15 protein-coding genes and 3 tRNA genes are annotated in these 18,034 nt (G+C 58.1%); 10 read left to right on the forward strand and 8 right to left on the reverse strand.

The features are described 5' to 3' along the window. Positions 1–246 precede the first annotated feature (246 nt). Together ACLQMU_RS02600 and amrS are read right to left on the reverse strand one after the other, a co-directional pair. Positions 247–756: a Mut7-C RNAse domain-containing protein gene (locus tag ACLQMU_RS02600; RefSeq protein ID WP_424039094.1), complete on the reverse strand. Its 510-nt coding sequence runs from the start codon at positions 754–756 to the stop codon at positions 247–249. After that, the gene (gene amrS, locus ACLQMU_RS02605; protein WP_422150026.1) at positions 746–1,759 is read right to left on the reverse strand and encodes an AmmeMemoRadiSam system radical SAM enzyme; all 1,014 of its coding nucleotides are present in this window, start codon (positions 1,757–1,759) and stop codon (positions 746–748) included. Before amrS ends, ACLQMU_RS02600 begins: the two co-directional genes overlap by 11 nt. Before the next feature lie 243 nt (positions 1,760–2,002). Between amrS and ACLQMU_RS02610 the strand changes: the two genes are divergently transcribed. Next, a complete protein-coding gene (locus ACLQMU_RS02610; protein ID WP_422150025.1) occupies positions 2,003–3,733 on the forward strand; it encodes a histidine kinase N-terminal 7TM domain-containing protein in 1,731 nt (576 codons plus the stop codon). Positions 3,734–3,821: 88 nt separating this feature from the next. Here ACLQMU_RS02610 and ACLQMU_RS02615 read toward each other — a convergent pair whose 3' ends face one another. Next, the gene (locus tag ACLQMU_RS02615) at positions 3,822–3,974 is read right to left on the reverse strand and encodes a hypothetical protein (RefSeq protein WP_422150024.1); all 153 of its coding nucleotides are present in this window, start codon (positions 3,972–3,974) and stop codon (positions 3,822–3,824) included. A 56-nt stretch (positions 3,975–4,030) separates the two neighbouring features. On the opposite strand from ACLQMU_RS02615, the gene pyrH reads away from it, so the two are divergent. The 3 genes from pyrH to ACLQMU_RS02630 all read left to right on the forward strand — a co-directional run bounded on the left by pyrH (position 4,031) and on the right by ACLQMU_RS02630 (position 6,019). After that, positions 4,031–4,735 carry a UMP kinase gene (pyrH, locus tag ACLQMU_RS02620; protein ID WP_424039096.1) on the forward strand — a complete coding sequence of 235 codons (705 nt, stop codon included), beginning with the start codon at positions 4,031–4,033 and terminating at the stop codon, positions 4,733–4,735. 542 nt (positions 4,736–5,277) lie between these two features. Then, positions 5,278–5,352 (forward strand) — tRNA-Pro (locus ACLQMU_RS02625). Positions 5,353–5,359: 7 nt separating this feature from the next. Beyond that, positions 5,360–6,019: an endonuclease III domain-containing protein gene (locus ACLQMU_RS02630; RefSeq protein WP_424039098.1), complete on the forward strand. Its 660-nt coding sequence runs from the start codon at positions 5,360–5,362 to the stop codon at positions 6,017–6,019. Between the two features lie 567 nt (positions 6,020–6,586). On the opposite strand, the gene ACLQMU_RS02635 is transcribed toward ACLQMU_RS02630, so the two are convergent. The 4 genes from ACLQMU_RS02635 to ACLQMU_RS02650 form a co-directional block, all read right to left on the reverse strand. Continuing rightward, entirely contained in the window at positions 6,587–7,618 is a 1,032-nt protein-coding gene (locus ACLQMU_RS02635; RefSeq protein WP_422149401.1) for an inorganic phosphate transporter, read from the reverse strand. 39 nt (positions 7,619–7,657) lie between these two features. Beyond that, on the reverse strand, positions 7,658–8,287 hold the full coding sequence (locus tag ACLQMU_RS02640; RefSeq protein ID WP_422149411.1) for a DUF47 domain-containing protein: 630 nt from the start codon (positions 8,285–8,287) through the stop codon (positions 7,658–7,660). A gap of 207 nt (positions 8,288–8,494) precedes the next feature. After that, positions 8,495–8,566: transfer RNA gene (locus tag ACLQMU_RS02645), tRNA-Ala, on the reverse strand. Positions 8,567–8,679: 113 nt separating this feature from the next. Beyond that, a complete protein-coding gene (locus tag ACLQMU_RS02650; protein WP_422149402.1) occupies positions 8,680–9,882 on the reverse strand; it encodes a nicotinate phosphoribosyltransferase in 1,203 nt (400 codons plus the stop codon). A gap of 477 nt (positions 9,883–10,359) precedes the next feature. Here ACLQMU_RS02650 and ACLQMU_RS02655 point away from each other — a divergent pair, with 477 nt between their 5' ends. The 4 genes from ACLQMU_RS02655 (at position 10,360) to ACLQMU_RS02670 (ending at position 14,453) form a co-directional block, all read left to right on the forward strand. After that, positions 10,360–11,031, forward strand: a complete 672-nt coding sequence (locus ACLQMU_RS02655) for an MTAP family purine nucleoside phosphorylase (RefSeq protein ID WP_422149403.1) — start codon at positions 10,360–10,362, stop codon at positions 11,029–11,031. 17 nt (positions 11,032–11,048) lie between these two features. After that, on the forward strand, positions 11,049–12,377 hold the full coding sequence (locus ACLQMU_RS02660) for an amidohydrolase family protein (RefSeq protein ID WP_422149404.1): 1,329 nt from the start codon (positions 11,049–11,051) through the stop codon (positions 12,375–12,377). A 278-nt stretch (positions 12,378–12,655) separates the two neighbouring features. Then, positions 12,656–12,847, forward strand: a complete 192-nt coding sequence (locus tag ACLQMU_RS02665; RefSeq protein ID WP_422149405.1) for a hypothetical protein — start codon at positions 12,656–12,658, stop codon at positions 12,845–12,847. 142 nt (positions 12,848–12,989) lie between these two features. After that, entirely contained in the window at positions 12,990–14,453 is a 1,464-nt protein-coding gene (locus tag ACLQMU_RS02670) for an MFS transporter (protein WP_422149406.1), read from the forward strand. Between the two features lie 331 nt (positions 14,454–14,784). On the opposite strand, the gene ACLQMU_RS02675 is transcribed toward ACLQMU_RS02670, so the two are convergent. Next, a complete protein-coding gene (locus ACLQMU_RS02675) occupies positions 14,785–16,485 on the reverse strand; it encodes an AMP-binding protein (protein ID WP_422149407.1) in 1,701 nt (566 codons plus the stop codon). Between the two features lie 199 nt (positions 16,486–16,684). Here ACLQMU_RS02675 and ACLQMU_RS02680 point away from each other — a divergent pair. Continuing rightward, positions 16,685–16,860: transfer RNA gene (locus ACLQMU_RS02680), tRNA-Trp, on the forward strand. 358 nt (positions 16,861–17,218) lie between these two features. Further along, on the forward strand, positions 17,219–18,010 hold the full coding sequence (locus ACLQMU_RS02685) for a PhzF family phenazine biosynthesis protein (protein WP_424040428.1): 792 nt from the start codon (positions 17,219–17,221) through the stop codon (positions 18,008–18,010). Positions 18,011–18,034: the final 24 nt, after the last annotated feature.

The raw sequence follows: 18,034 nt of genomic DNA on the forward strand, positions 1-18,034 counted from the left end.
GCAGGGGATCGGTGTACTGGCACCGCAATCCGCTGTGTTTACGGCCAGCAGGCAGTATCTCCGGCACCAGATCCTGTAAAAAAAAATACCGTTTTCTGCGCCGGGGGGATGCCGGCAAGAGAGCGCCGGCGCCTGAAAAGCCCGGCTGTCAGGATCTGCAACCGGGCACGGCAGGAGGTAATGCAAAAAAATCCAAAAAAAATATGCCCGTTTCCAGATCAAAAAAGGGGCAGGGACCAAACCCCATCAGAATCTGAGCCCGGCATCGATTCTTTGCAACAGGTTCTTACCATGCGAGCCGTTCCAGTACAGTTTCCTGCACCGTTCGCACCAGAAAAACGTATATCCGCCCCGGTCACGGGGCGCATACGCGGCCGACCGGATCTCGTCTTCTTCTGCCTCCCGCAGCACCGTGTTGCAGAGGGAACACCGGCTCAGGGGGAGCCGTCGTTCGACCGGCCCCAGATCGACAAGCTGCTGCACCTGCTCAAGTACGTCTCCTTCCTTAACCAGCACTGCGAGATCGCGTCCTCTCCGGGCAAGTTCATGGTCCCGGGTCAATAGGATCCGGTGCTCGTCGTGTGCGAGGGCAAGAAGAAGGGAGTCCTCGTCTGCATTCCCATTCAATAAGCCGTTCGCGCTGGTGGTATCGTAGCCCATGAAGCGGAGGTACCGGGTGAGCGTACCCAGCATCCGGTCCGCGACAAACCGGTTCTCGCAGGAACTGGTTCCCGGAGCACCATCATCAGGTGGCATGGCGCACGATCTCGATGGTCTCGCCACAGCTGGCGCACTGCCGGTCGTCAAGTCCCGTGATACGGCTGGAAAATCCCCGCCTTTCTATGAGCATCGCACCGCAGGCAGGGCAGTACGTGTTCTCGTACCGGCTGTGGGGGACATTTCCGAGATACGGGAACCGTAGCCCGAGTTCTTTTGCCCGGGTACAGATCTTTTCGAGCAGGGCGACCGGGGTCGCTCCCCGGTCCGTCATCCGGTAATCCGGGTGAAACGCGGAGAAGTGCATGGGGGTTTCGGGGCCCAGGTGTTCGATCACCCAGCGGATGAGGGCTTCCTGCTCCTCCATGCCGTCGTTCGCGCCGGGAATGACCAGTGTCACGGTCTCGATATGCATGCCCAGCTCGCGGGCAAGTGCCGTTGCATCCAGCACCGGCTGGAGGTGCGCCCCGCAGATCTTGCGGTAGAAATCATCGGTGAATGCCTTGAGATCCACCCGGAATGCGGCGAGCATGGGGGAGAGTTCCCGCAGGGCCTCCTCCGTGATGTAGCCGTTTGTTACGTAGCATGTCCCGAGCCCTTTTGCCCGGGCAAGCGTGCCCATGTCGAGCGTATACTCGTGCCAGATGGTCGGTTCGTTGTACGTCCAGGAAATACTCGCGCTCCCGCTTGCAAGGGCCCGGGCCACCCCTTCTTCCGGGGAGATGGAAACGAGGCGGGCGCTGGCACGGTCCGCCTGCGAGATCTGCCAGTTCTGGCAGTGCTCGCACCGGAAGTTGCACCCGATGCCGCCCAGTGAATATGACAGGGTGCCGGGCAGGTAGTGGAAGAGCGGCTTTTTCTCGATAGGATCGACCGCTTCGGCACTTACAAGGCCGTACGTGGTCGCATACAGCGACCCTCCCTTGTTCTCTCTCACCCCGCAGATCCCGTGTTTCCCATCGGCAATCGTGCAGCGGTGGCTGCACAGCGAGCACTGCACCGTCTTATTCTCTTTTTTTGTGTACTGGAGGGCTTCGTGCATGGGTATCTCCAAATGGAGGATCGCCGTTCCTGAACATGAAGATATGGGTGCTGCCAGCTGCCCTGTTCTGGTTCATTCCGCAGAGTCCCGGAGGGAACCGTAGTCCCTGTCCCGGCCCGCCGGACTTTAACCCGTGGGGAAACAGACGGCGTTCGTACAGCCAAAGGCCGCCTATGGAAGAAAACCTTTTCTCTCTCCCTGCAAGAATAGCAGTATGATGCGTAAGCGGGAAGGCAGGACACCATGAGCTGGCAGTACTCGCCGCTCGCTGTTATCCTCGTTATTGTCACGGTTTTTCTCTGCGCATTTACGTTTTTTGCGTGGAAACGCCGTCATATGCCAGGGATGTTCCCGATCCTTGTCTTCTTCGCTGCCGCAACCCTCTGGTCGGGCGCATCCGCGTTCTCGCTGGCGCACACCGATCTCGCAACCGCCATCGTCATGGACTGGCTTATGTCTCCTGCGATCGTCACGATCCCGGTCGCCTACCTCCTCTTTGCACTCTGGTATACGGAGCACGACAGCAGGCCTTCCCGCCTCTTTCTGGCATTGCTTTTCGTGATCCCGGTTCTTTCCGTCATCCTTCTTTTCACCAACGGTGTTCATCACCTCTTTTACACGGGTTTTGTCCCCCTTGACGGACCGAGGGGGTCGATCCTGTGGTCGTTCAGCCGCGGCCCGCTCTTCTGGATCACCACGTCCTACTCGTTTGTCCTGATCCTGACGACGTTCCTCCTCTTTGTCCTCCGCTACCGGACCGTGGGGACGATCTTCCGGACCCAGATATCCCTGATCCTTGCCGCCGGTGTCGTCCCCTTCCTGGCAACCCTGATCTTTCTTTTCGACCTCGGCCCGGAAGCAGGTTTTGACTGGACCCCGGCCACCTTTGTGGTTTCCGGTTTCGCGCTCGTGGGTGCGACGATCTACTTTGAGCTCTTCTCCCTGCAGCCCCTGACGCACTCGCTCCTGGTCAGGACCATGAAGGACAGCGTCGTTGCGACAAACTCAGATGGCCGCATGACCCTCATCAACCCTGCCGCATCAGTCCTGCTCGGCGTAACGGAAGACGAAGGGGTGGGCAGGCCACTGGCGGATTTTGCTCCGGGGCTTGAGCCTTTCCTGCATTCCGCCATGCCTGCGTCCGGGCCGGAAGCGGGCGAGATCATCCTCCCGCTCTCCGGTTCGCCCCGCACCTACGACGTCCAGACGGTCCCTATTCCTTCCGGGAGAGATCACGATGGCGGCACTATCATCACACTCCGAGACATCACCGACCGGAAGAACGCGGAGACCGGTTTTAAAAAGGCGAACCGGAAACTCAACCTGCTCTCGGGAATCGTCCGGCACGATATAAAGAACAAGCTGACCGCCCTCTTCATCTACCTCCATCTCGCCTCCGAACACGGGTGTGGGGACAAGCAGCAGGAAGAACTCGCAAGAGTTGGCGATTCGGCAGAAGGGATCCTGACCCTTGTCGATTTTACCCAGAAATACCAGGACCTTGGTGTCGCCGCCCCGTCATGGCAGAATGTCGGGGAGATCCTGAAGGAGGCGGCGGGCTGTCTCGACTGCTCCGGTGTGCGGATCGTTGACGGCACCGGCGGGCTTGAGGTGCTCGCAGACAATCTCTTCGAGCGGGTAATCTACAACCTGCTCGACAATGCCCTCAGGTATGCACAGGGGATGCAGGCATTTACTGTCCGGTTTACCCTGAATGACGGGGTGCTTACCCTGTACGCGGAAGATGACGGCCCGGGGGTTCCGGACAACGAGAAGGACCGGATCTTTGAGCGTGGGTTCGGGAAAAATACCGGGCTCGGCCTCTTTCTTGTGCGGGAGATCCTCGGGATAACGGGGATAACGATCCGCGAAACGGGAGAACCGGGTAACGGGGCCCGGTTCGAGATGACGGTTCCTCCCGGGGCTTTCCGGTTTTTGGGACAGGATACGACCGGCGGGGGCATGTCCGGCTGACGGTTGCTCCGGCGCGTTCCCGCTCCCGGCGAGCCGGGGCGCATTCTTCCGGTAAGGGATGGCCGGGTCCCAAAGGCAGTGCTGCCCGTCACGGGTTTTCCGGTTCGGTCTTTTCGTCGTCGTCCACTTCAAGGACAAACGATCCCCGGTATTTGCAGTTTTTGCAGACATACACCTGGCCCATGAACCCCCCGGCAACCGGGAAGATCTCACGGCTCTTACAGACCGGACAGCACAACATGATTGAAACTCCCTTAGAACAACTCTATATGAGCATCCTGTACAAAAACTAGTGCAATGAAGACGGTCGTTATCTCGCTGGGCGGGTCGATCCTGATCCCGGAACTGGAAAACAACCGGATAGAGGCCTATCTCCCGGTCCTTGAAAAGATTGCCGCACGGCACCGGCTTTTCGTCGTTGTCGGTGGCGGGGGCGGGGCGCGGGACTACATCGCGGTCGCCCGGCGTCTTGGCATCGATGAGGGCACCGCGGATGAGATCGGCATTCTCGTGACCCGGCTCAACGCGACGCTTTTGATCGCCGCGCTTGGCGATGCCGCCTACCCCAAAGTCGCCGAGAGCCACTCGGAAGCCAAGAAATTTGCCGAATCAAAAAAGATCGTGGTCATGGGCGGGATTACCCCGGGCCAGACAACGGATGCGGTTGCCGCGGTCCTTGCAGAACGGGTGCATGCGGATGTTTTTGTCAACGTGACCTCGGTCAACGGCATCTATGACAAGGATCCCAACAAATTCACCGGCGCGAAACACTACCGGACGCTCACGCCGGCACAGCTTATCGGGATCGTGGGCAGGGGCGGGCTCGGGGCCGGATCGCATAACGTGCTCGACATCATCGCCGCCCGGGTGGTGGAACGCAGCCACATCCCCCTCGTTGTGCTCGACGGTACCCGTCCGGAGAACCTCTCCGATGCTCTCCTCCTCGGGAAATGTGACGGTTCCATCGTAAGCAGCACAAAGAAAAAGATCCTCCCGCTGTGATTTTTTTTGCTCTATAGTAAATCCATGAGCAGATTGTATGAACGCTCTTTCGGGTCTCCGGCAAATTTTGCCTTCGCCCCCGCCGCTCGGGCACCCCCGGTTGCGATAGTGCCGTATTACCTGAACTCAGGCATGCACCCCGACACAGGTAATACGCAAAGCATCGCATGTGCACCCCGTCCCCCCCGGGGGATGCATTGGTGCAAGAGGGGGGCTGCACAAATTTAAAAACAAGTCTTCTTCAGAGCATTTCTTTTGAAAATCCCATTGTCTCAGTGTGGTGAGGAGATTACTACACCCTTCCCTTGAACGATGACCGCCGCCGCCCCCGACGGGACGCCCCCGCGGCGGATCAGTGACTTTACAACACTTCAGAAACTTTCCTGCCCGCCGTGCCTTGGAGAGACCCTGGGGCGAAATCACCCTCATTTTTTCGTTCTTTTTGTGGTCGGGTGAGAACCCAGACGGTTCGTGCAATTTGTTTATTGGAACCCAATAAACGGCAGGTATTTTTAACGGCCACGGACAATACTGTAAGACGCGGGGTAGTAGGGTAGCCTGGTCCATCCTAGAGCGTTTGGGACGCTTTGACGGCGGTTCGAATCCGCCCTACCCCATGTGGTTATGAAAAAACAGGACGCCCGGCGGATCTATTCTGCACTCCTCGTACAGTATCCGCATGCCCGTGAATCGCCGGTTACGGTTGCCCGGGGGACGCCTTTTGAAGTGCTCATCTTAACGATCCTCTCGGCACAGACGACCGACCGGGCCGTGCTCATGGTAAAAGAGCCGCTCTTTTCTGCCTACCCGACCCCGGCGGCCCTCGCCCATGCCGAAACCGGCGACGTCGAACCCATCATCCACAGCCTCGGCTTCTACCATGCGAAGGCACGGCACATCATTGCGGCTTCAAAAATCCTGCTGTCTGATTTTGGCGGGGAAGTGCCGGCTACCATGGAGGAACTGCTCTCCATCCCCGGCGTCGGCAGGAAGACCGCAAATATCGTGCTGTACCATGGCTTTGCAAAGAACCACGGGATCGCGGTGGATACCCATGTCCGCAGGCTCGCGCAGAGGATCGGGTTTTCGGACACGGAGGATGTCACGGTGATCGAACGGGATCTCATGGCCCTGTTTCCCAAAAAGGAGTGGGGCGATCTCACGGATGTGTTCATCGCCCACGGCAGGGTCTGCTGTACGGCAAAAAAGCCGCAGTGCCCGGCCTGCGTGATAAAAACGCTCTGCCGGTATTACCGGACACTCCCGGAAAAACAAAAAACATAAAAAACGGGGTCTGAAAAAATCCTCGTAATTTTCATCTTAACGCTTTTCCATAGTTTTGCAGGTTGGCGCTTTTCATCCCCCGCACACCTGACCCCCTTTGAGAGAGCGATAAATCCCGAAAAGGTAATACGACATCATTGCATGGCGCAGGGAAGGTTCGGGGGGACAGGCACTGTCCCCTCCGTCACCGTGTACGCCGGCTTTTTGTTGAAAAACAAGGTTTTTTCCAGGGCAAAAAAAGTGATTATCAATAATCGGCCCCCAATGTGGTGAGAAATGTATATTTTTAGTCTGTAGAAAAGCGTTTTCGGGCGTCCTTGTTGCCCCCCTCCTGCACCAATGCGTCCCCCGAGGGGGACGGGGTGCACATGTGATGCTTCTGTATTACCTGTATCGGGGGCATGCATGAGTACAGGTAATCCAGCACTATCGCAAGGGGGGGTGCCCGAGCGGCGGGGGCGGAGGCCCGCCGGAGCCCCCAAGTGCGTTCTTACCAATCCCATTTAGGTTTTCTACAGAGCAAAAAAAATAATTTTTTTCACATTTTCCGCTCTGCCTTTTCTCGTTTTAGTACCCGATGAATATCCGGATGACCTGGAATGACGCGTACCCGATCAGGGCACTGACCGGTATCGTGAGGATCCAGGCGATCATGATGCTGCGTGCCACGCCCCACTTGACCGTGCTGGAACCCATGGTCGTACCGACACCCATGATGGACGAGCAGATCACATGGGTCGTGCTCACCGGGATACCGGCAGCCGATGCACCAAGGATCGTTGCAGCCCCGGCCGTTTCCGCGGCAAAGCCGTTCACCGGGCGGAGCTTTGTTATCTTGTACCCCATGGTCCTGACGATCCGCCACCCGCCGGCAAGCGTCCCGAGGGCAATCGTCGTATAACAGATGATGATCACCCAGAAGGGGACCGGCAGGTGGCTGGAATTGACATCTGCACTATAGTACCCGAGAGAAAAGAGGAGCGGGACGATGATCCCCATCGTCTTCTGGGCATCGTTTGTCCCGTGGCTGAAACTGTAGGCTGCCGCCGAACAGAGCTGGAGCCGCCTGAAATGCACTTCTGCCTTGGGTTTATTGGACCTGCGGGTGAGCCAGAGAATGGCCGCCATAAAAAGAAATCCGCAGACAAGCCCGATCAGCGGCGAGATCACCATGAAAAGCGTGACCAGTCCGACCGTCGGCCATTTGATTGCAACGAGTCCCGCCGCGGAGATGCCGGCGCCGGTGAGACCTCCTATAAGTGCGTGGGACGATGAGGTAGGAAGACCGAAGAACCAGGTGATCAGGTTCCAGCTGATGGCGCCGGTCAGCGCGCCAAGGACGATATAGGGAATAATCGCGGCGGTAACGACATTGAGTTCCACGATGTTGCTGATGGTGTCTGCGACCGCCACCCCGAACCCGAATGCTGCAAGAAAATTAAAAAAAGCCGCGAACAGCACGGCGTTCCTCGGGGAGAGCACTTTTGTGGATACCACGGTCGAGATCGAGTTTGCCGAATCATGGAACCCGTTGGTGAAATCGAAGACGAGCGCTATGACAATGATCGCAACGATAAGGATCAGCGGGGCCGCGATCATGAAAACCCTCTCCTGTACTTCCGGTTCAACCGCATCGCCTCACGAGTGCCGGATGGCGATATCGGAGAGTACGTTTGCCACGTCCTCGCAGTAATCGGTCGCCGTTTCAAGGTTTTCGTAAATATCCTTGAGCTTGATGATCGAGATCGCGTCACTGGTCCTGAAGAGATCCATAACCGCGTGGGCGAGTACGTCATCGGCGAGGTTCTCCAGCCGGTTCACCTCGATGCAGCGCTCTTCGATGTACCGCGGGTCCTTGATCGAACGGATGCCCTTGACCGCCCCTTCGATCTCGACGGCGGAGAGGTGGATCAGCTTTGAGAGTTCTATCATGTGGGAATCGGTATTCTCGATGCCGTAATAGAACATCTTCTCCGCTGATCCGTCGATATTATCCAGTACATCGTCGAGAGCGGATGCGAGCCGCGAGATCTCCTCCGGGTCGAGGGGGGTGATAAAGGTGCGGTTGAGCTGCTCGTAAATCCCGTGCGTGATCTGGTCGCCCTGGTGTTCGAGCAGCTCGATCGCATGCCGTTTTTCCCTGACATTGGTGAAGTCCTCGCTCAACGCCACCAGCTGGTATGCCGCTTCCCGCACGGTTGCGGCCTGGCGTTCGAACATTTCGAAGAATATCTTGTCCTGTGGTATCAGCAATTCCCGGAGTCCCATACACAAACCTACTGTTAATCGGCCCGGTAACCTGAAAAATATAGCGAATTATAGTGCTCACAAGAGAACGGGGTATACGGTCGCAAAGAGAAAGTAGCCGGCAAAAGCGCAGATCGCGGCAAGCGGGATGATGATCACCCGCGGTCTCCGGACAAGAGCGTCCATCCGGGAGGATAAAGACAAGTGCAAGAACAGGAGCAAAAACCATGGACCGGGCGGGAATTGAACCCGCGGCCTCTTCCATGCCAAGGAAGCGATCTACCACTGATCTACCGGCCCGCTCTAACATTGTTGCACGGCATAGGTTAAAAGAATTGGGTGCTCCCGGGTGGATGCCTTCGGATATGAGCGGAGGATCCGGGAATATAAAAATACCCGGAGTGGCAGCCGGGTCAGGCCTTCGGTGCAGCGGGAGGCTTCTTCTGCGATCCGTTTTTCCCGTTCTTTCTTGCCGTCTCCTTTTTCTCCCCACCTGTCTCCGTGGAGTGGCGGATCCAGGCGAGCACCCGTTTTCGCGCTGCCTGCATGTCCGGCTGCTGCACCGTGCGGCCGTCCACGATGCAGGGTTTCAGGAGCGGAACAGCATTTGCGGGAGGGGCCTGGCCCACGGGAAGAGTCCGGTGTTTTTCGCACACGAGTTCGTAAACCTGTTTTATCCCGCTCCGCTTCCCTCGTTTCGCCCTGGGCTTTCCTTCGATCTCCACGATGTCCATGGCAAAGTCGATCACGGGGGCGTTTGCGATTGCGCCGCCGATCCCGAACGCGTCGACACAGTCCCGGTACGCTATGACATCGTCCCGTGTCACCCCTCCCGAAAGGAAGATTTTTACCTGCGGGTACCCGTGCGAGTCCAGCTCCCAGCGGACCTCGTCGATGATCGAGCGCATGTCCCCCCGGCGGGACCGGGGCGTGTCGAGCCGGACCGCAGTCGCACCGCACCCGGCCGCCAGAAGCGACTCTGTCTTCTCGTCGCAGTATGTGTCGCAGAGCATGATGCGGGGGACATCTGCCGGGGCATCGCGGTCAAAGGCCCGCCATGCATCTTCCGGTTTTTTAAAGCACATCACCATCGCGTGCGGCATGGTGCCGACTACCGGCATCCCTTCGGGTGCGCAGGTGTTGGAGACGCCGTCTGCGCCCCCGATCCACGCGGCCCGCTCGATCATCATGGCAATAGCCGGGTGCTGCCGGCGGGAGCCAAAGGAATAGACCGGCCTGCTTTTTGCCTCGCACATAATATGGGCGGTTGCCGATGCGATCCCGGAGGCATGGCAGAGGAACCCGAGGATTGCGGTTTCGTACCGGCAGAAGTCCCGGTACCGCCCGGTGATGCGGAGGACCGGTTCGCCCGGGAAAAAGAGTGTCCCTTCCGGCATCGCGTCGACGGTAACCGGTACGCCGGAAAGGAGCGCGAGCACATCGGACAGGCCGCAGAAAATTCCCCATGTATTCGGGACTGCCGCCGCGGTCACTTCCATGGATACGAGCGGGTTGATCTGCTCTTTTTGCAGGACTTCCTCGGTGCGGACAAAATAGATGTCCGTGCAGCCCCCCTTTTTAATCGTCTCGTCGCTGACGGTATCGAACATGCCCATAGGATGTTATTGGTGCCGGGACATTTTTACGTTTAATGGTTGGTTGATGGCCTTGTAGAAATGCTTGGGTAGCATTTTTTAACGCTCTTCGAGGGCTCCGGCAAATTTTGCCTTCGCCCCCGTACGCTTGTGGCATCCCCCATGTAACGATGATGCTGTATTATCGGAGTAAATTAACGGGAAAATGGAAATATGGCAGTGCTGGTTTGGGGCGATCGCAATTGTGCCCCGTCCCCCTTTGGGGGACTGGTGGCACAAGAGGGGGGATAGGCACTGTACCTTCCGGTACCCTGTTTTTGTCTTCTTCTTCAAAAACAGGGCTTTCTACAAAACTTGTTTTATGAAAAAACACGTTCCCGTACGCCTCATGTGCGCTAGGTATTAGTGCCGGTGCACACAACCTTTGTTTCGGAGATCCATGGAGCAGCGTCCATTTTTCAGAAGGAATTCCTGCACGGGTGCAGGGGGGAGAACCTGATGCTTGGAATCATCGGCGGGACGAGCCTGCTCTTCTCGACGCTTCCGGACCTGAAAAAAGAGGAGGTCGCCACTCCCTTCGGCAGCGCCGAGCTCCTCTGCGGCGACATCGTGATGCTGATGCGCCACCAGCACGGCCGGCCGCCGCACCGGATCAATTACCGGGCCAGCCTCGCGGCCATGGCGATTGCCGGCGTGGACCGGATCGTCGCCTTCGGCTCCTCGGGGTCGCTCAAAAAGGAGATCGCGCCCGGCACCATCCTCATCCCGACCGATTATATCAGCATGACCGACATCCCGTCTATCCATGACCACAAAATCGAGCATGTCCGGCCGGAACTCTCGCGGGCGCTTGCCGAGAAACTTTCGTCAGCGGTCCCCGGAGCCCGGCTCGGGGGCGTTTATGTCCAGACGAGGGGGCCGAGGATCGAGACGGTCGCCGAGGTGGCGGCCCTTGCGAAGGTCGCCGATGTGGTGGGGATGACCGTCGCCTCGGAAGCGACGCTCGCCTGCGAACTCGGTATCGACTTTGCCGCGCTCTGCACGATCGACAATTACGCAAACGGCCTCGGGGCAGATGTGCTCACGTACGACCACATCCTTTCCACGTCGAAAACGTACCGGCACCGGACCGAAGAGATCGTCGGATCGATTATCCGGCAGATGGGATAACAGGAGGGAATACGGGAATGACAACGACTGATACATCCGATATCTTTGAAAAGAAGAAATCCGTGCTTATCACCAACGTGGTTGCCGATGGCCGGCCTGCTGATATTTTCATCGACGCGGCTGAGACCATCACCGACATCGGGCATGACGTCCGGAAACGGCACCGGGGCGAAGCGGAATTTATTATCGACGCTGACGGCGCTCTCGCGCTGCCGGGCCTCGCAAACACGCACACGCACGCGGCGATGACGCTCCTGCGGGGGTACGCGGACGATATGATCCTGCAGGATTGGCTCTCCCAGAAGATCTGGCCGCTCGAAGCCCACCTGACCGGCGCAGATGTGTACTGGGGCACGAAACTGGCCTGCCTCGAGATGATCCGGACCGGGACGACTGCCTTCAACGATATGTACTTCTTTATGGAGGACGCGGCACGGGCGGTCGACGAGGCCGGCATCCGTGCCATGCTCTCCTATGGTTTCATCGATCTGGGGGATGCGGCGAAACGGGAGCACGAGTGCCGGGCAACAGAAGCGCTGGTCGCCCATATCAAAGCGATGAACAACCCGCGGATCCGCGCCGCGGCCGGCCCGCACGCACCCTACACCGTCTCACCCGAGGGGCTGAAGTGGTGTGCGGCGTTTGCAAAAGAGCAGCAGACCGGCATCCACATCCACCTTTCCGAGACGGAAAAAGAGGTCAGCGACTGTCTGTCCCTGCACGGGAAACGGCCGGCCGCCCTGCTGGACGAGTGCGGCATCCTCACCCCCGCAACCGTCGCGGCGCATGGCTGCTGGCTGGACGATGCAGAGTGCACGCTGCTTGCAGAGCGCGGCGTAAGCGTTTCCCATAACCCGTCAAGCAACATGAAACTGGCCACCCACCGGGCGCTGCCGTACCGCGAGCTCGTCCGCGCCGGCGCTAATGTTTGTCTCGGGACTGACGGCTGTGCATCGAACAACAGCCTCGATCTCTTCAGCGAGGTAAAGTGCGCAGCCCTGCTCCAGAAATTCTTCTGGAACGACCCGACCATCCTCCCGGCACCGGCTGCGCTTGCAATGGTGACAACAAACGGGGCAAAGGCGCTGGGCCTTGGTCCCGGCACTCTTGCCGCAGGGGCGCCTGCCGATATCATCCTCGTCTCTAGTCGCATTCCCTGCAACACGCCGCTCCATAACGCTGCTTCCAACCTCGTCTATGCCTGCAGCGGGGCTGCCGTGGAGACGACGATCTGCAACGGCCGGGTGCTGATGCTCGACCGCGAGATCCCGGGCGAATCCGACATCATAAAAAACGCGGCACAGTCCGCGGCCAGCCTTGTGAAACGGGCGCAGACCCCGGCGTGAACACCCTTCCCCGTGAATGCCGCCATCGACCGTATCGGAAGACACCCGTTGTCTTTTCTTCCCGGAGCATGGTACATGCCGGGCAAATGTTCCGTTCCGCGCCGCTCCCTCCCGGTGCTGCGAGGGTCTAACGGGACGGGGCCGCGACATATGAAGCACAGAAACGGGTTTTTCGTTTCACCGGTGACCTGGTCTGAACGTCACCTGTTTTTGCACGAAGGGGGAAAAATACCAAAAATCCGACACATCTTTACCATTTCACACCGAACAAATGAAGTATGACGTCTTGCGATAACCACCCGGACCATGCTCACCACAAAACCTGCAGGGTCTGCAAATCCGAGTACTGCCATGAATGTCACCCCTCGTATTTTGGAATCTGTGAAAAGTGCGGGTACAAGATCCTGATCGGGCTCGTTGTCGTTATGGTAATCGTGTCGTATATGGCATGGTTCGGTGTGGTGTTATAACGGATTGCTTCCGGCGGTGGTGCGGTAAAACGTCCCTCTGTGCGGTAACCCTTAAAAGGCGACCTCATCCTACCGGATCCATAGTTTCATAAAATACCCAAGAACGCGTATCCCCCTTCGGACGTTCACCGGAATGAATGCGATGCCAACAGATGTTCCCGCCTCCCGTGATGCCGCCTGCCAGGACCCGGCGATCTGCCGGACGCCGGCCTTTGCGGTCTCCCCTACGGAAAAACGTATAGTCCTTTTGATCGCCATCCTCTCGGGCTTCCTTACCCCCTTTGATGGCTCGGCGGTCAACATCGCCCTCCCCACAATCGGCACTGCATTCCACATGGATGCAATCTCGCTCTCCTGGGTGGCGACCGCATACCTCCTTGCCTCCGCACTTTTCCTTGTCCCCTTCGGGAAACTTGCCGACATCTACGGGAGGAAGAAGATCTATATGTGGGGGATCTGCGTCTTTGGCGCAGCCTCGTTTATCATGACACTCGTGGCTACCGAACAGCAGATGATTGCCGTCCGGGTCATCCAGGGGATCGGCGCCGCCATGATCTTCGGCACCGCGATCGCCATCCTGACTGCGGTCTTCCCTCCCGGGGAGCGTGGAAAGGCCCTCGGGATCTACATCACGTCCGTGTATCTTGGCCTCTCCCTCGGACCTTTTTTCGGCGGTGTCCTGACCGACGTCTTTGGCTGGAGGAGCATCTTCTACATCAACGTGCCTATCGCGATTGCTGCTGCAATCCTGATCGTCTGGAAACTCCGGGGCGAATGGGCGGAATGCGTCGGCGAAAAGTTTGATCTTACCGGATCGCTCATCTACAGTGCCGGGTTGATCGCGCTCATGCTTGGCTTCTCCGTCCTTCCCGATATCACCGGGGGCGTGCTTGTAGTCACCGGCATCGTGCTGATCGCAGCGTTTGTGTGGTTCGAACAGCGGCAGCGTTTCCCGGTCTTAAACATGCAACTTTTTTTCAAAAGCCGGATCTTTGCGTTCTCGAACATTGCTGCACTGATCAACTACTCGGCCACCTACGCAGTCTCATTCCTGCTCAGTCTCGACCTCCAGTACACCAAGGGGTTCTCGGCGGAATATGCAGGGATAATCCTCATTGCAGCGCCGTTTTTCCAGATGATCGTCTCCCCGTTTGCAGGTAAGCTCTCCGACAGGCACGACTCCCAAGTCCTCTCCTCCATCGGCATGGGGCTTACCGCCCTCGGGCTCTTCCTGTTTGTCTTCCTTAATGAAACCACGCCGCTCTGGTACATCATCGTAGTGCTCATCATTCTCGGGATTGGCTTTGGTATTTTCTCTTCCCCGAACATCAACGCGATCATGAGCGCTGTGGACAAGCGGTATTACGGCGTCGCTTCCGGGATAAACTCCACGATGCGGTTGTTAGGCCAGATGCTCTCGATGGGGATTGCGATGATGATCTTTGCCATCGTGATCGGGCAGGTGGAGATTACGCCCGCGAACTACCCGCAGTTCACGCAGAGCCTCCACTGGGCGTTTATCCTCTTTACCGTCATGTGTCTTGCCGGGATCTATTTCTCCCTCGCCCGGGGGAAAAAGGAGAGGCCGGTGGGGGCGGGGGAGTAGGCGCCTCCGTTTTTGATGCAATCCCGATGCTACAGGGCGTCCATTAAATTTGAAAACCAGAGTTACCATCTGTCCTGATTGCGAGTGCTCCCCGCCTCAGGGCCCCTCGCGGGGCACGGCGGGGCAAGGGAGTGTTCGCAATAATTTTGGGAACGGTTCCTGTCGGAGGGCAGGACGCACCGTTGCCTTATAGTATTTTTAGTCACTTGCCCGCCGCGGGGGCATCCCTTCGGGGGCGGCGGGAGCTATCATATTATGAATGTGATGGGGGGAGTGGTCACTTCATCCGTTTCTATTTATTGTAAAAAAAAGCAGAAACGGTTCGTCCTCTTTACGCCGTCTTAATATTTTCTGCCGCTTCAAGCCCGAGTTTCTTTATTGATTCCTCCCGCATCAGGTACTTCTGGATCTTGCCGGAGATATTTATGGGAAAATCGTCCACGAACATGACATACCGCGGGATCTTGAAGTGGGCGATCTTCCCCTTGCAGAAATCTTTTACCTCCTGCTCGGTCATGGTCTGGCCCGGTTTCATCTTTACCCATGCGCAGAGCTCTTCGCCGTACTTGATATCCGGCACGCCGACCACGTACACGTCGGAAATCTTCTCGTCGTGGTGGAGGAACTCCTCGATCTCCCTCGGATAGATGTTCTCGCCGCCCCGGATCACCATGTCCTTTAGCCTTCCGACGATTTTGAAGTAGCCCTCCTCGTCCATCGTGGCGAGGTCGCCGGTATGATTCCAGCGATCCTTGTCGAGCGTCGCATGGGTGGCCGAAGGGTTGTTGTAATAGCATTTCATCACGCAGTAGCCCCGGGCGCAGATCTCCCCGATCTCCCCCGCCGGGACAATCTTTCCGGTCTTGGGGTCGACGATCTTGAGTTCGGTATGGGGGAATGCCCGCCCGACGGTGGTGACGCGGCGTTCGACCGGGTCTTTTGTCGTGGTCATCGTGACGCCGGGAGAGGTCTCGGTCTGGCCGTACACGATCACGATCTCGCTCATGTGCATCTGCGTATTGACCTGTTTCATCACCTCGATCGGGCAGGGGGATCCGGCCATGATGCCGGTCCGGAGGGACCCGAGGTTGTACTTTGGGAAGTTGGGGTGGGTGAGTTCCGCGATGAACATCGTGGGGACGCCATGGACGGCAGTGCAGCATTCCTTCTCGATGGTTTTTAAAACTTCCTCGGCATCGAACGTGGGGCTGGGCAGGACCATGGTCGACCCGTGGGTGGCACAGGCCATGTTGGAGAGGACCATGCCGAAGCAGTGGTAGAACGGGACGGGGATGCAGAGACGGTCCTTTTTGGTAAAACCCATACCTTCGCCGATAATATAGCCGTTGTTGAGCACGCTGTGGTGGGTGAGGACGACACCTTTGGGGAACCCTGTCGTGCCGCTCGTGTACTGGATGTTGATGGGGTCGTCGAAGGAGAGGGCTTCGTTCCTTTCCGCAAGCTCGTCCATGGTGATGTCATCTGCTTTTTTGAGGAAATCGTCCCAGGTGAACATGCCGTTGTACGGGATATCGCCTATGAAGATCACGTTCTTTAAATACGGGAACTTCTCCGAGGAGATATGGCCGGCCTTCTGCTCGTAGGCCTCGGGACAGGCCTCGTAGAACATGCCGACGTAATCCGATGTCTTGAACCTGCCCTGCAGGATGAGGGTCTGGATCTCGGCCTGCTTGAGGACATATTCGAGCTCGTACGTGCGGTAGGCGGGGTTGATGTTGACCATGATCGCGCCGATCTTCGCGGTGGCAAACTGAACCACGACCCATTCCGCGTGGTTCATTGCCCAGATGCCGACCCGGTCGCCTTTTTCCACGCCAAGGCCCATGAGCGCCCGGGCGACCCGGTTGATCTCTTCGAGGAACTCCCGGTAGGTCCAGCGGATGTTCTGGTGGGCAGAGACGATAGCCTCTGTCTCCGGGTATTCCGCCGCGATATGGTCGATCATCTCACCCATCGTCATCCCCAGCAGGGGGAATTCCGACGTCCCGCACGTATAACTGCCCTTGTCCATCGTAAAATATGGGGTAATAAGAGGATATATGGCTGATGGCCGGAATATGCCCGGGCATTCTGTCCCGGCACTGGTCCGGCCAACCGGCCTGAACCAGCGGATAATCTCAGAGAAACCCGTGCCGTTACAAGGAAAACAATTAAATTTCGTCAGCACGATCTTGTACAGTCAGCTGTGCCATAAGCGCTGTCTGAAGGGCGGGGTTGTGGCCAAGCCCGGAATGGCGACGGGCTCCAGCGGTCTTTGCGTTTGAAAAATGTGCCCGCAGATGATGAACAATGGGTCTCCTGAGTTGATTCGATGATGACCCGTTGGAGCACTGATGCGCATGTCGGAGAGACCCGTCGATCGTGAGTTCAAATCTCACCAACCCCACGTTTTCTCATACAATTGTTTTTGTGAGCGGAGCCTTCTGCTCATACTGTACTGCTGATTGATCCGAAGTGGTGCAGGGCTCTTTTACCAGAGCGATGGCTCCCGCCGCCCCCGAAGGGACGCCCCCGCGGCGGGCAAGCGACTAAGAATACTTTGAAACAGGTCGCGTACCAGTCATCAACGGTAAACCATTCTCAAAATTGTTGCGAAAAACTTCATGCCCCGCCATGCCCCGGAGGGGCCCTGAGGCGGGGAGCACTCGTAATTTTTCCGTGCTGCTCGTCAGTGTGTGAATTTGAACACGCAGTGATTTTTCCCGCCCCGGATCTTTTATGAACCGGCATAACAATCCACTATCATGGGTCACGAGCTGCATGTGGTGGATGCCTTTACCGGGTTCCCGTTTCGCGGGAACCCCGCCGCGGTCTGCATCATGGAGGGCCCGGCAGAGCCTGCGTGGATGCAGCAGGTCGCCGGCGAACTGAAACATTCGGAGACCGCATTTCTTTCCCCTCTTCCCGGCGGATGGGACCTGCGGTGGTTTACCCCGGCCCAGGAGGTAGACCTCTGCGGCCACGCGACGCTTGCCTCGGCATTCGTGCTCTGGGAGACCGGCCGCGAGCAACCCGGATCGGTCATCATCTTTACGACACGGTCCGGGACGCTGACCGCCCGCCGGGACGGGGAATGGATATCCCTTGATTTTCCTGCTGAACCGGCAGGGGATGCAGTACCGGTCCCCGGTCTCGACCGGGCGCTGGGGGTAACACCGGTCTTTATCGGCCGGAACCGGTTCGACCTGCTCGTGGAACTTGCGACCGCTTCGGACGTATGCGACCTTGACCCCGACACGAACGCCCTCGCTGCAATCCCTGCACGGGGCATCATCGTGACCGCGGTCTCCGATCTGCCCGATGTGGATTTTGTCTCCCGGTTTTTTGCCCCGGCGCTTGGCGTGCCGGAAGACCCGGTCACCGGCTCCGCCCACTGCTGCCTCGGGCCGTACTGGGGGAAGAAACTCAACAAGACCGAACTCTCCGGGTTCCAGTGCTCCTCGCGGGGCGGGACGGTCAGGGTCACGCTCGCCGGCGACCGGGTGATTCTCGGCGGCCACGCAGTGCGGGTATTCTCGGGGCAGCTGCTGGTATAAACGGCGGGCGACAAGAGCACTCCC

This window comes from Methanoregula sp., from assembly GCF_052325125.1.
Classification (GTDB): Archaea; Halobacteriota; Methanomicrobia; order Methanomicrobiales; family Methanospirillaceae; genus Methanoregula.